The organism is Haladaptatus litoreus, assembly GCF_900156425.1.
Classification (GTDB): domain Archaea; phylum Halobacteriota; class Halobacteria; order Halobacteriales; family Haladaptataceae; genus Haladaptatus; species Haladaptatus litoreus.
In genome coordinates this window covers 304,019-316,722 of sequence record NZ_FTNO01000002.1, presented here as the reverse complement: position 1 = coordinate 316,722, position 12,704 = coordinate 304,019, and the positions used below count along the sequence as shown (strand labels likewise).

Below are 12,704 nucleotides of genomic sequence, written 5' to 3'. Positions count from 1 at the left end.
GGAGGGGTAGACGAGTTAGAACAACAGAGTTTAGGTAGGAAGACGAATTAGCATGGTAAACCGACTCACGGGAGTCGAGAGAACAGATTCAGTCCCACGGATGTTCGTGGATGTTGTCGGGCCAGAGTGGATACCAATACTGTTCGTCCGATTCGATTTCGAGTTCGCCGTCGAGATTGCTCTCCAGTTTGAACTCCGCCGAGGAATCCCGCTCGTGGCCGCGCTCAGGCGCGAAGGGATAGTATGCGCCTCTGCGGAACGAGTACACCCAGTAGACGTTGTTTCCGTCCTGCTGGAATCCAAAGAGTGCGGCAAGAAGCCGTGAACCGTACCCCTGTTCCACGAACGTGTCGGCGGCGAAGTGGAGGCTCGTCACGAGGTCTTCGAAGTCGTCGTCTTCGAGGACGAACCACGAGTAGCCGTGGCTGTCCACGTGCGCCTGCGCTTCTGTTCCCGTCTCTTCCTTTCCGGCTTCGAGAATGGCGTGAACGTCGTCAACCGCGTTCTTGAAATCGGTGCTATCGACTTCCGAAAAACAGAGCGCGGCCATCCCGACCGGTTCGTAGCCGAGGTCGGCTTCCATCGTGACGTAGGCCGTGCTCATTCCGAAGAGGTCTTCGGGGTCTGCATCCCGGCCAGCGTCCGTCTCGGCCCGGATGCCGAGCACTTCGCGGATTCCATCCAGTAGTCCCATGCGCGGGTGTACGCGCGGGGGGCGCAAAAAGGAGTTGATAAAATCAGAGAATAGAGGTTTGCAGAACGGTGTCGAAACGATTCTCGCAGATGTCGGCGGACTAACAAAACTGCAAGCAAAAGCGAATGACGCCTCCGTCAAGGACGCCTTAGTACATCTCTCGTTCCAACTCGCGCAACTTCTCGACCCGGCGCTCGGTGCTCGGGTGCGTGCTGAACAGCTTTCCGATGAAACCGCTCCGAATCGGGATGATGAAGAAGGCGTTCATCTCCGCCTCCTCGCGCAGGTCTTCTTTCGGAACGTTGTCCATCCGACCGTCGATGGTCATCAGGGCCGACGCCAGCGCCGACGGTTTACCCGTGATACTTGCTCCGCCGCGGTCTGCGGCGAATTCGCGGTAGCGCGAGAGCGCCCGGATGAGGATGTAGCTGACAATCCAGACGACGAGCGAGGCGAGGATGGCCACCCAGACAGGTGCCTGATTGCGGTTGTCGCCACCGCCGAACCACCAACCCCAGCGCACGATCATGAACGCAATGGTCGAGAGGAACGACGCGATAGTCATCACCATCATGTCGCGGTTTTTGATGTGTGCGAGTTCGTGCGCGATGACGCCCTCTAGTTCCTCCTGGTCGAGCGTCTGCATTAGTCCGGTCGTCACGCAGACGGCGGCCTTCTTCTGGGAACGCCCCGTTGCGAAGGCGTTTGGAACACGAGTTTGGGAAACCGCGACTTTCGGCTTTGGCAGGTCTGCCTGTTGAGACAGTCGGCTCACCATTCCGTGGAGCTCCGGATATTCGCTTTCATCGACCTCTTTCGCGCCCATGCTCCACAGCGTGAGTTTATCGCTGAAGAAGAACTGTCCAAGCGAGAATCCGCCGAATATCAATGCGATAAGGAGCAGGTTCAATCGGGTCGATAGTACGGCGATGAACACGATATACAGCGCGAACAGCAGGAACATCGTCAGGCCCATTCTGGCCCGAAGGCCCCAGTCTGCTTTCCATTCCATACGTGGTGTCTAGGGATTCCGACCGTTTAAGCATTTATCAGGCGCGTCGGACGGTAGCACGCGAAAGAAACGGCAAAATACGCAGACAAAATCGCGTCGGGAGGGCCGGAACGCTTACCCACGGACGGATGCTAGGAACTGTATGTTCTCGTGTGAACCGACGAGGGTATGTCGATGACCGGTACGGTACTTTTGACCGGTAGTCTCGACCATACCGGACGGTGGCTTGCCGTCCATCTCGCCGAACGAGGGTGGGACGTTACCTGCGTCGGTCTTTCACGAACCGAATGGAATCTCGAAGGCTACCGCAATCTTTCGTTTCGGAGTGCGGATTTGACCGAACAGGTCGAAGCATCCGAGGTCGTTTCGACCGAGAACCCCGACGCCGTTGTCCACTGGACGGCGCGCCCGTCGCCGGAGCGCCACGCCGGAATGCGCGTGTTCGAAAACAACGTCATCAGCGTCTACAACGTGCTGACCGCCGCCGGACGCGCGGGCGCTCGCGTGGCGTGGGCGTCGAGCGAGAGCGCCTTCGGATTCCCTCTCGCGGGCGAACCGTCGCTTCCGGAGTACCTCCCGCTGGACGAAGAGCATCCGCTCCGTCCGGAAGACCCCTACGGCACGTCGAAAGTCGTGGGCGAGGAAATCGGGGCGATGGTCGCTCGACGCCACGGCGTTCCCGTGGCGTCGATTCGCGCCTCGTGGATACAGTTCCCCGGCGAGTACGACTGTCTGGATGCACGGAACGACCTCGCGACCGGCGCGGGCAACTTCTGGTCATACGTCGATATTCGAGACGTTGCAACCGCTACCGAAGACGCCATCACGGCCGATTTCCGCGGACACCAACCGTTCCTCATCAGTGCCGAGGACAATTACCTCGACAGGCCCATCGAAGACGTTCTTTCCGAGTTCTTCGGCGAAGTGCCCGGCAGTTGCCAGATTACGGGCAGTGATTCGGCGCTTTCAACCGAAAAAGCCCGGTCGATGTTGGGCTGGAAACCAGTTTACTCGTGGCGCGATTCTGAGGACGAGGACGTGTCGATATTCGCGCGATGAGGTGCTATTCGCGCGAAAGGCTGATTTCGCACGAGGATACGGTTCTACAGGCTTAAAAGTGAGAACGACATAGAACCGCCAATGACCGAGTCCCGCGAATTTTGCCCGAACTGCGGCAACACCATCGAAGTGGACATCACGGAACGGGACTATCCCGCCTCTGCATCGACCCAAGACAGAAAGCTCTGCGACGAGTGTTATTTCGACCGATTCGACCTCGTCTCCGCGCCGGAGCGAGTCGAGGTTCGCGTCTGCGCCCAGTGTGGTGCCGTTTTCCGCGGCAGACGCTGGGTGGACATCGGCGCGCAGGATTACACCGACATCGCCATCGAGGAGGTGAGCGAAGCCCTCGCAGTTCACGTAGACACCCGCGACGTGTCGTGGCAGGTCGAACCGGAGCAAATCGACCAGAACACGATCCGGATGCACTGTTATTTCTCCGGCGTCGTGCGCGGAACGCTGGTCGAAGAAGAACTGATGGTTCCCGTTATGCTGGCCAAACAGACCTGTACTCGCTGTGGCCGTATCGCGGGCGACTACTACGCCAGCATCGTCCAACTTCGTGGCGTTGATCGAGTGCCGACGCCGGAAGAGGAAAAGCGCACGAAAGAAATTGCAAACGAAATCGTCGCGGATATGGAGGCGACGGGCGACAGGAACGCCTTCATCACCGAAGTCGATGAAACGCAGGACGGACTCAATCTCAAGGTTTCGACCAACAACATCGGCAAGAAGATTTCCAACAAAGTAATCGAGGAGTTCGGCGGCAACTTCACCGATTCGGAAACCCTCGTCACGGAGGACGAGGACGGCAACGAAGTGTACCGCGTGACCTACGCGATTCGGCTTCCGCCCTTTACCCACGGTGACATCATCGACCCGGACGACGAGGATGGCCCGGTGCTGGTTCGGAGCGTTCAGGGGAATCTCAAAGGAATCCGAATCACGACCGGCGAGCAGTACGAATCCCAGTTCGAGGACGGGGACGCCCCGGACGCGAAGAAGTTGGGTCACATCGACGACGCCGAAGAAACCACGCTCGTCACCGTCGAGGACGAGCACGCAGTGCAAGTCCTCGACCCTGAAACATTCCAAACCAAAACGATTGCGCGGCCCTCGTACATGGACGACGACGCCGACATGATTCCGGTGTTCAAGAGTCGTTCCGGACTCTACGTGGTTCCCGATGAATGACCTCGCAGTCCTCGTAGAAAAACCGAAGGCCGAAACCGCGATTGCGGAACTGACTGCCGAAGGGGTGTACGACGATACCCGAAAAGTGCGCGAACACGACGGCAAAACGGTCGAACTGCCGGTAACAGAAGAACCGACGGGAACCGACGTTCTGGACGTTATCGAGCAAGTGAGTCCGGAACCTCGACTGCCGGATTTGGAAGCACACCTTCGCGCGCAGGGATGGAGCGAGGACGAACTCGATTTGGCACCGAAATCGTGGGCCGTCATCGGGAGCGTGATTCTCGCCCAGTTCGAAGACTGCCCGCGGAAGGAGGAAGTCGGCGAGGCACTTCTCGACTTGCACGGCGAGGCGGATACGATTCTCTCGCGCGACGGAATCTCGGGTGAGCACCGCGAACCCGAGACGACGGTCGTCGCCGGGTCGGGCGACACCGAAACCATCCACACGGAGCACGGGACGAAGTACGCCCTCGATTTGCGGAAAGTCATGTTCGCGCCCGGCAATCAACAGGAACGCGCCCGGATGGGGACAATAGTCGAACCCGGCGAGCGCGTCCTCGACATGTTCGCCGGAATCGGCTACTTCACGCTCCCGATGGCCCGCGCGGGGGCGCAGGTCACGGCAGTCGAACGAAATCCGACCGCGTTCCAGTTCCTCCTCGAAAACGCCGTGTTAAACGGCGTGACCGAAAATATCGACGCCTATCGGGTGGACTGCCGGGAAATCGAGATGGACCAACCAGTAGCGCGCGTCATGATGGGTTACTACGACGCCCACGAGTATCTGGACAGCGCGCTCGCCGCGTTGGAACCCGGCGGAATCGTTCACATGCACGAGACGACGCCCGAAAATCGGCTGTGGGAGCGCCCCGTGGGACGACTTCGAGAGGCCGCAGAAACCCACGGGTGCAGGGTCGAAATCCTCGACAAACGGCGCGTGAAAAGCCACAGCGAGGGTGTCTGGCACGTCGTCGTTGATGCGCGAATCGAGTGACCGAAGCTTTATTTTCCTCCGATAGTTCGACTTTCGTATGGAAAACCTTCGACAAAAACTGATTTCACTGTTTTTCGTCCTGTTGATGGTGAGTTCGGGAGTCGCCTACACCGCTACTCTGCTGTGAGCCAGTAGTCGGCAGACCATCCAGTTTGACCGCCGTCGTATTCTACTTTCCACCAGCGATAGCCGCCGGTATCGACCGGGCCGTCTGCGATGACTCCTGCGGTTCCCTCCGGAACGACGCCGAGCCGTTCCCCGCTCGGTTCTGCTCTGACGCTGAGGCCGGAAGTCGTCTGTACTGATTGTCCCGCATCGAATCGCGCGTAGAGCACGTCGTCCGCTGGAATCCACCCGTGAGTGCCGCCGAAGTCGAGTTTGTACCACTGGGTTCCCTTGCGGACGAGAACGTTTCCAGTGGCGGTGCCGACCGCTCCCGAGGGAACCGCCATCGTTTTCGCGTGGTCGTCCGGGCCGTGGTGAACCGCGTCATCTGAGAGGACGACGGCGTTTTCGCCGGATTCCACGTCCCAGCGCCGGATGAATCCCTCGTAGCGTCCCCAGTTCCACAGCGACCCGGGGTCGTAGTGGCCGCTGATGCCGCCCGGTTTCGTGCAGTCGTTCGGATTCGGAATCTGATCGTGGCCGATAACGCCGCCCTCGCCGTCTTTCGCGTTACAGGGCGCGATGTCGTAGCGACGGACGCGCTTCGGGAAGTCGAACTCGGTCGCAGACCATCGGACGATTTTCGCGGAGGCCTCGTACAGTTCGTCGGTGTACTCCGTCTCGTTGACCCACCCGGAGTGTTCGATACCGAGCGAGTGCTGGTTGTACGGCCAGTTTCCGGCGTGCCAGCCGATGTCCTCCTCGGCCAGCATCTGCGTGAGGTCGCCCGTCTCGTGGTCTGCGACGTAGTGCGCGCTCACGTTCGCGTCAGGATTTTGGAAGTAGTTCACCGTCCAGTCCGCTTCACCCTGCGCGACGTGGACGATGAACCACCGAATGTCGAGGTCGGATTCGCGTTCCGCCTCGTCGTAGTTCGATTCGTCTGCCGGTGCCCACGCCATCTCGGGTTTCGTTGCTGGAAGTCGCATTGCGTTCTTTGCACTCGCTTGGCCGGAAATCGCACCTGCACCCGCGACAGCGCCAATCGTCTTGAGAATCGTCCGTCTCGTTTCGTGCATCGTCGTTCTGATTCCGGGTAATGGAAGAATAAATTAGACACCTAGTATGCTTGAGTAGATCCAACGCGGCTTCGATTCGAAATCGAAGCAGCCGCCTATTCCGTATCCCACACGTCCGCCATCGGACTCTTTCGGTTGCGTGAGTAGCCGGATTTGCTCTTCGAGTTCGATTTCGGTTTTTCACCGTCATTGTCGGAACTGCCGTGACTTCCGCCGCGATTGTTTCGACTCCCTCCACCACCGCCACCGTTTCCGCCCGCTCCGTCGGGTTCGAACTCCGGCAGGTCTGGATAACTCATTCTGTCTACTTGCTCCGCGAACCAGTCGGGCATGTCGGTGCGAGCGCGGTCGAACAGTTGGAGGAGACTGGAGTCCGCGAGATACGTCGCGCCGTAGTCGTCCGGGGCGCGAATGACGCGCCCACAGGCCTGAATCACGGTCCGGAGTGCGGCCCGGTAGTACCACGCCCACTGACCGTTTTCGAGGCGGTGGGCGACCCGCGAATCGCTGGTGTTCAAAAACGGGGCTTTGCAGAGGACTTGCCAGCGCGCGAGGTCACCCTTCAAATCGAGGGCTTCCTCCATTTTCACGGAAACGAACACGTCCGGGTCGTCGCTGGCTTTCCACGCTTCGAGGTCTTCGTCCCTGCTGTCGCGTTCGTGCGCGCGCACTCTGCCGCCGACCCCGAACTCACGGAGTTTTCGGGTCAGCTTCTCCTGAATGTGGTACGAATGGGCGTGGACGATTCCCTTCTCGTCCGGATGTTCCTGCATGATTTTGACGACGGTGCGGGCGATTTTGGGCAGCGTCTCCTCGCGATGTTCGTAGGTCATCTTGCCCTGCGTCACGTCGTAGAGCGGACGGTTTTCCACGGGGAACGTGTGGCCAACGTCCACGAGCGTGACGTCGGCAGGGTCGAGTCCGACCTGCCGACAGAACGCATCCTTGTTCAGAATCGTCGCGGAGAGAAGCGCGAACTTGTTCCCGCGCTCCCAGACGGTGTGGGCGAGGTAGCGCTCGGGATTCATCGGCTTGATCGTAATCGGGCCGCCTTTTCCGTCAGGTTGGTCTACGACCCACTCGGTTGCACTGTCGGGGTTTCGGTAGTCGTCCACGAACCAGTCCAACTCGGAGATGAGTTCTTGGAGGCGGTCCCTGCGGGCCGCCTCCGGGGCGGTGAGTTCCTGCTGTGCGATGAGGTCGTCCTTTCGTCGCTTACAGGTTCCGGAAAGGCTGTCGGCGTACTGTACCGCCCTGTCCAGTCCGGTCATCTCGGGTATTTTCAGGTCGTCCCAGATGGGAACTGTCCGGGGATTCAGGTCGATTGTCGCGTACATTTCGGCCCACTCCGCGAGTCCGTGGGCCTCGTCGATAACTACCACGTCGCGCTTTCTGAACACCTCCGACCCGGCGGTTCGCATGAAATAGGCCAGCGTCATCGCCGCAATCTCCCGATTGCTGGCGATGGCGCGGTCGGAAAAATACGGACAGCGATGTTTCACCGAGCAGTCGTAGCCCTTCTCGCGGGCGCAGGGCGCTCTATCGACGGGTGTGTCGTGTTCTCCCGGCAAAATACAGGAGTAGTTTCGCTTGCCCCGAATGATTTTCAAATCGTCCAGTAGGTCGTCACTGGCCACGTCGTCCAACTGCGACACCTGCGGCGTGGTGTAGTACGCCCCCGTCGCGTCGCTCGGGTCGGCGTCCTCGACCCGTCTGGCGCATCCCGCAATCGAGCGGGCGAGGAGCGATTTCCCGCTTCCCGTCGGGGCGCGAACCAGCACCACGTCGTTGCCACTCTCGAAAGCCTCCCGAACATTTCCGAGAGCGTCCTGCTGGTTGCCGCGAAAGGAGGGCGCGGGAAATTCGTCCAGAATCCGCTCGGGGTTCACTGTATGGCCTACTGGGAGAGAGGGCGTAAAACCTGCGGGTTCACCGGCGGCAATTTTCTCCCGAAACTGAAATAGGAAAGCCAGACGAAGAGAGGTTCACGGCATCCGGAGTGGGAAAACGACTCATGGCCACGATGTCGGGCGAACTCCGGCTATCTGCTGTCTCGTTTCGAGCATGGTGAGAAAATCGGGCTTGGTTAGCACGGCGACCGAACCCGGATAGGACACGAGGACGTATTTCGTCCGTTCTCGGAGGAAGAGATACACGTCGAATGCGTTTTCGTCCGGCGAAACGGAAACGAAATCCTCCGATGCGAGTTCGCCAACTGTCGCCGTGTTTGCGGGCCGTGCCCGCTCTTTCCACGATTGTATAGCGCTCGTCGTGAGAACGCCGACCGGTTTTCCGTCGCTATCGCACACAGGATACTCGTCTTCCTCATCGAAATTCGGTTGTTCGTCCGCGAAAAACTCTTCGACGGGAGTTTTCGACGGAATACAGTCCTCCTTTCCTCGCACGAACTCCGACACCGGCATATCTGCGAGAAACAACTGGTTCGTCACCAACTGGTGTTCCGAGACGGCCGAGAAATAGAAAAACACGGCGACGAGTCCCAGAAGAACGTTACCCAAAATTACGGCGGCGTAAAACAGTATCCCGATTACGACCACCTGCCCGAGGAGACTCACCGCCCGAGTTGCGGTCTGTGGGGAGCGAATCCGAACCAGCAACGAGCGAAGCAAAAGTGCGCCGTCGAACGGAAAAATCGGCAGGAGATTGACGAGCAACACCACGCCGTTGAACATCGCAAGGAGACCAAACTCCGCCACGAACTCCGGCGTGGTTCCGGGAAGTGCCCAGAGAACCGCGGTGAAAAATCCGGTGAGGAGCGCGCTCGCTAGCAACCCGGCCAGCGCGATTTTCGTTTCGTGTTCGAAATACGAGGACTCGTAATCGAACTGTGAGAGGCCGCCAAAAATCCACAGGAGGACGTACCGGACTTCGATACCGTTTCGTCTGGCGACCCACACGCGGGCCAACTCGTGAACGAACAGGCTGGCCGAGAAGCCGAAGAAGACGGTCACGCCGATGAGCCACGGTGTCACGCCTGTGCCGATGGACGAGTAGGCGAGCGTGTGCGGCGAAATCGCGGTGAGAACGTCTATCCACGCCCGAACCGAAACGCCGCGCTGAATCCACCAGCCCAGAACCGGAAGCGCCAGCAACAGACTGATGTCGATTCGAACTGGCGCCCCCCACACCGACCCAAGACGAAACCCCCTCATGGCAGTGTAGTAACGGCGCGAACGCGTGTCAATATTGCGACGGAGAAAACGGTCAGTGTGATGGTCGCTATCTGGACTGTTCAGCGCTGATTTCCGCAACGTCTTCCGCGTCGGGATAGTCCGGTAACTCTTCGATACACGCAAAACAGAGGAAATGTTCGCTCCCGTCTTCGAACTCCAACGTCATCCCGCCCGACGACTGCGGGGACGTGTTCCAGAGGTTGGCGATGCCGCCCGCGATGGGTACTTCTGCCCCACAGCCGTCGCATTTTTCGGTGGCCATGGCGGTTGGTAGGTGGGTCAGGGAGAAAGACCATTCGGCAACGAAAAAGAGAAGTGAACTGTTTCAGGTACCCACAATGATTTCTAAGGTGGTGCTAGGTACTCACGACAGCAAATACCGCCTCCGCACTGCAACGACGGAAGTACAATTCCATACTCTTGACTGTTGGTTCAGTGTCGTTAGCAAGTCACGGCTCCAATGAGACCGCGGCCGCAGGCCACATCCTCCCCAACCGACTCCCTCACTCGCTACCGCTCGTTCTGGTCATCCACCGTCAGAGCAAAGCTCTGACGAGCCGTTCGCTCGCACGGAAAGAGCAAGCGCTTCTCTGCTCTCGTTCGCGTTGCTCACGAGAACTCCGCTCACGAAGACCTCGCGTGATAATCAGCAGACCTGCGTGCGTCCCGCAGGTCTGCCGACGCACGCGCTAGCGTGGTTTGCGTCGGTTTCGGAATCCGAGAAATCCACATGGCGCGCGAAGGCGACCATCTGGTCGCCCGCGCGAGGGACGAGCGACGAAGGAGCGAGGAGGTTGGGGAGGACGAGGTGTGGTCATGTGGAGTCGGGAATAGCTAGCGACGCAGGAATGGAGTAGTCGAAAATAACCGCCACGACCGAGGCATCGAATCAGAAAAAAGAACCACACTGAACTACTGCTTCAACTAGTCGTCTCAGTACGATTCGCTGAGATACTGCGAGTCGCTGTCGTCGTAGACGTAGACGGTGTCGCCGCCGTTGTTCCAGACTGCGGAGCCGGTGTTACCCCAGTAGAGGTCGGTCTGGGTGTCCGTTCCGGTTCCGGTGTGGAGCGTCACCTGCTCGCCAGCGCCGAGGGTGAAACCGCTCGGGAAGCTGTACGTCTTCTCGACTTCGTCCTGTACGTACCAGCCCGTCAGGTCGAGGTCGCCACTGCCGGTGTTTTCGAAGACGACGTACTCGTCGTTGAGGTTGTTCGTGTCGTCGCCCTCTGCGTCCTCGTGAATCTCGGCGACGACGAGTTCGCCGCTATCGCCATCATCTCCACCGTCGCCGCCCCCGAGGGAACCGTCGTAGGCCTCGAAGAGCGGGAAGGTGGTGTCGAAGGCCGTAGTCGTCGGAATCGCCGAATCACCGTTGACGTTGTTCGAACCATCCGTCACTTGGTCGTCGTTGAGTCGCAGGTCGGAACCGAGTCCGGACGCGAGGTCGTTCAGGTTCGTGCGGGCACCGGATGGGGCCGTGCCAGCACCGACGAGGATGACCGCGCCGCCGTCCGCCGCGAACGAACTGAGGGCGTCGATTTCAGCCTGCGTGAACGAATCGGCTGGTGTCGTGACGACGACTGCTCGCCAGCGCGAGAGGTCGAACGTGTCGAGACTGTTCGACTGCTCGAAGGAGATGCCGACGCCTTCGAGGAATCGCTGGTAGTACGCGGCGTCGTCGTTCGACAGGGCGTAGCCCGCGGAGAACTGCCCGTGGCCGCCGTCGATGAGCACGTCGCCCGTTGCTTCGGTGAGGTAGTCGATGAGGTTCGTCAGGAAGACGAAGTTCTCGTAGCCGGCGGTATCGACCGCGAAGCCTTCGCCGCTCTCGTAGCCTTCGTCGATGAGCGGGCTTCCGAGCATGGCGACGTTCGTGGATTCGTCAACCGCCGCGAGCGGGATGTCGCCGCTGTAGGAGTAACCGCCGTTCTGGGTCGCCGTACTCTCGGCGTACACTGGAACGCGCGAATCCGCGACTCCCCCCGTGGAAGTCACGACGCTGGCCGTCGTCGGGAAGAACAGGTCGTCTACCGCGCGGTTTCGGATTTCCGTGGTGTTTTCGGGGTCGCTCTGGCCCCAGACGTTCGTTCCGTTCGAGCGTGCGGTGTCCTCCGCGCTCCAGAAACTGTCGTGGTAGCCGAATCCGGAGCCATAGACACGGGCGAAGCCGTCGCGAACTGCATTGCGGTTGTAGAAGTCGTCGCGGGTGCCGCTACCGTCGGCGTCGTAGTGGATGTAGCCGAGGACGCGCCCGAAGGCGTCACGGACTGGTTCTTCGGAATCGAAGGAGAGGTCAACCGTTTTGCCGTCGAGTTCGCCCGTCGCGTAGGTCGTCGCGTTCGAACCCCACGTTCCGAGGTAGTCGAGCGACTCGATTCCCTCCCACTCCTGCACGCGCTCTGCGGAGCTGTTTGCGGCCTTTTCCGGCGTGTCGATGCCGAGAATACGGATGCTTTCCGTCGAACCGTCCGAAAACTCCACCGTGGCGGTGTCGCCGTCGGTGACTTCGGTGACATCGACGGTGTACGTTTTGTCCTTATCAAGGCCGAGTCCGGTTCGGTCGGCGAAGTAGTCGAACGACGTGTTGAACTGGTCGGTAAGCGGAGCATAGTCCGCGCCCCCGTTGTTCGTCGTATCGAGAACTTCGTCGTCGTTGAATCGGAACGAGAGGCCGAGATAGCTCGCGATGTCGTTCATGTTGGCCGTCTCGTCGTAGTCGCTGTAGTCGGACTGGCCGTGGAGGAAGACGGAGCCGCCGGACGCAACGAAGTTGCTGAGGTCGCTTAGTTCGCTGTTGGTGAACGACTGCGTCGGCGACGTGATGACGACTGCGTCGGCGGAACCGAGGTTACCCGTGAGATTGCTCGTCCCAGTAACCGTGTAGCCGTTGTCTTCGGCGTAGCTCTCGAAGTTCGAGAACTTCCCGAGGGAGTAGTACTGGCCGTGGCCGTTGTCCCAGAGGACGGTTCCCGACCCGCCGAGTTCGTCGTCCCACGTGTTCAGGACGAACTCCTCGTTGCCTTGTTGCCAGTTGGTGCTATCCTCGACGAGCATCGAACCGAAGGCGACGACGTTCGACTCGGCAGTGACGACCGGAATCGGCGTCCCACTGCTGTAGATGGTAGCATCGCCGTTCCCGTCACCGTCGTTGTTAGTGGCGGTGTCTTCCGCCCAAACGGCGATGACCGAACTGTCTGTCAGTTCGCCGCCGCTTGCGTTCGTGAAACTCGCCGCCGAATAACATTCGACCGGCGAAATCTGGCCCGAAGCGGCCCGAACTTCGGAGCTGAGCTGTGCTGTGATTGGTGCTGATGCTGTGGCCGTTGCGAGTGCGGACAGGAATGTTCGTCGTCGCATCACCAGAACA

At 59.8% G+C, this 12,704-nt stretch carries 11 protein-coding genes; 4 read left to right on the top strand and 7 right to left on the bottom strand.

Features of this window, described 5'->3' with window-relative positions:
- Positions 1 to 88 precede the first annotated feature (88 nt).
- On the bottom strand, positions 89 to 694 hold the full coding sequence (pspAB, locus tag BW974_RS12685) for a PspA-associated protein PspAB (protein ID WP_076430642.1): 606 nt from the start codon (positions 692 to 694) through the stop codon (positions 89 to 91).
- 148 nt (positions 695 to 842) lie between these two features.
- A complete protein-coding gene (gene htpX / locus BW974_RS12680) occupies positions 843 to 1,706 on the bottom strand; it encodes a zinc metalloprotease HtpX (protein WP_076430641.1) in 864 nt (287 codons plus the stop codon).
- 174 nt (positions 1,707 to 1,880) lie between these two features.
- Here htpX and BW974_RS12675 point away from each other — a divergent pair, with 174 nt between their 5' ends.
- The 3 genes from BW974_RS12675 (at position 1,881) to BW974_RS12665 (ending at position 4,956) form a co-directional block, all read left to right on the top strand.
- The gene (locus tag BW974_RS12675; RefSeq protein ID WP_076430944.1) at positions 1,881 to 2,765 is read left to right on the top strand and encodes an NAD-dependent epimerase/dehydratase family protein; all 885 of its coding nucleotides are present in this window, start codon (positions 1,881 to 1,883) and stop codon (positions 2,763 to 2,765) included.
- Between the two features lie 81 nt (positions 2,766 to 2,846).
- Positions 2,847 to 3,959 carry a 60S ribosomal export protein NMD3 gene (locus BW974_RS12670; protein WP_076430640.1) on the top strand — a complete coding sequence of 371 codons (1,113 nt, stop codon included), beginning with the start codon at positions 2,847 to 2,849 and terminating at the stop codon, positions 3,957 to 3,959.
- Positions 3,952 to 4,956 carry a class I SAM-dependent methyltransferase gene (locus tag BW974_RS12665; RefSeq protein WP_076430639.1) on the top strand — a complete coding sequence of 335 codons (1,005 nt, stop codon included), beginning with the start codon at positions 3,952 to 3,954 and terminating at the stop codon, positions 4,954 to 4,956. The genes BW974_RS12670 and BW974_RS12665 overlap by 8 nt, the downstream gene beginning before the upstream one ends.
- A 113-nt stretch (positions 4,957 to 5,069) precedes the next feature.
- On the opposite strand, the gene BW974_RS12660 is transcribed toward BW974_RS12665, so the two are convergent.
- From BW974_RS12660 to BW974_RS12645, 4 genes are all read right to left on the bottom strand, one after another.
- Positions 5,070 to 6,140, bottom strand: a complete 1,071-nt coding sequence (locus tag BW974_RS12660; protein WP_076430638.1) for an N-acetylmuramoyl-L-alanine amidase — start codon at positions 6,138 to 6,140, stop codon at positions 5,070 to 5,072.
- A gap of 95 nt (positions 6,141 to 6,235) precedes the next feature.
- The gene (locus tag BW974_RS12655; RefSeq protein WP_076430637.1) at positions 6,236 to 8,029 is read right to left on the bottom strand and encodes a helicase C-terminal domain-containing protein; all 1,794 of its coding nucleotides are present in this window, start codon (positions 8,027 to 8,029) and stop codon (positions 6,236 to 6,238) included.
- Positions 8,030 to 8,152: 123 nt separating this feature from the next.
- A complete protein-coding gene (locus BW974_RS12650) occupies positions 8,153 to 9,313 on the bottom strand; it encodes a site-2 protease family protein (RefSeq protein ID WP_076430636.1) in 1,161 nt (386 codons plus the stop codon).
- Positions 9,314 to 9,380: 67 nt separating this feature from the next.
- Entirely contained in the window at positions 9,381 to 9,596 is a 216-nt protein-coding gene (locus BW974_RS12645; RefSeq protein WP_076430635.1) for a DUF7561 family protein, read from the bottom strand.
- Between the two features lie 432 nt (positions 9,597 to 10,028).
- On the opposite strand from BW974_RS12645, the gene BW974_RS26205 reads away from it, so the two are divergent.
- Entirely contained in the window at positions 10,029 to 10,172 is a 144-nt protein-coding gene (locus BW974_RS26205; RefSeq protein WP_217694327.1) for a hypothetical protein, read from the top strand.
- 95 nt (positions 10,173 to 10,267) lie between these two features.
- Here the strand turns inward: BW974_RS26205 and BW974_RS12640 are convergent, their stop codons facing one another.
- Positions 10,268 to 12,694: a DUF4350 domain-containing protein gene (locus BW974_RS12640; protein ID WP_076430634.1), complete on the bottom strand. Its 2,427-nt coding sequence runs from the start codon at positions 12,692 to 12,694 to the stop codon at positions 10,268 to 10,270.
- Positions 12,695 to 12,704: the final 10 nt, after the last annotated feature.

Coding starts and splice junctions, on each gene's coding strand:
- BW974_RS12640 (WP_076430634.1), bottom strand. CDS start 12,694: ATGCGACGACGAACATTCCTGTCCGCACTCGCAACGGCCACAGCATCA.
- BW974_RS12660 (WP_076430638.1), bottom strand. CDS start 6,140: ATGCACGAAACGAGACGGACGATTCTCAAGACGATTGGCGCTGTCGCG.
- htpX (WP_076430641.1), bottom strand. CDS start 1,706: ATGGAATGGAAAGCAGACTGGGGCCTTCGGGCCAGAATGGGCCTGACG.
- BW974_RS12650 (WP_076430636.1), bottom strand. CDS start 9,313: ATGAGGGGGTTTCGTCTTGGGTCGGTGTGGGGGGCGCCAGTTCGAATC.
- BW974_RS12675 (WP_076430944.1), top strand. CDS start 1,881: ATGACCGGTACGGTACTTTTGACCGGTAGTCTCGACCATACCGGACGG.
- BW974_RS12665 (WP_076430639.1), top strand. CDS start 3,952: ATGAATGACCTCGCAGTCCTCGTAGAAAAACCGAAGGCCGAAACCGCG.
- pspAB (WP_076430642.1), bottom strand. CDS start 694: ATGGGACTACTGGATGGAATCCGCGAAGTGCTCGGCATCCGGGCCGAG.
- BW974_RS12670 (WP_076430640.1), top strand. CDS start 2,847: ATGACCGAGTCCCGCGAATTTTGCCCGAACTGCGGCAACACCATCGAA.
- BW974_RS12645 (WP_076430635.1), bottom strand. CDS start 9,596: ATGGCCACCGAAAAATGCGACGGCTGTGGGGCAGAAGTACCCATCGCG.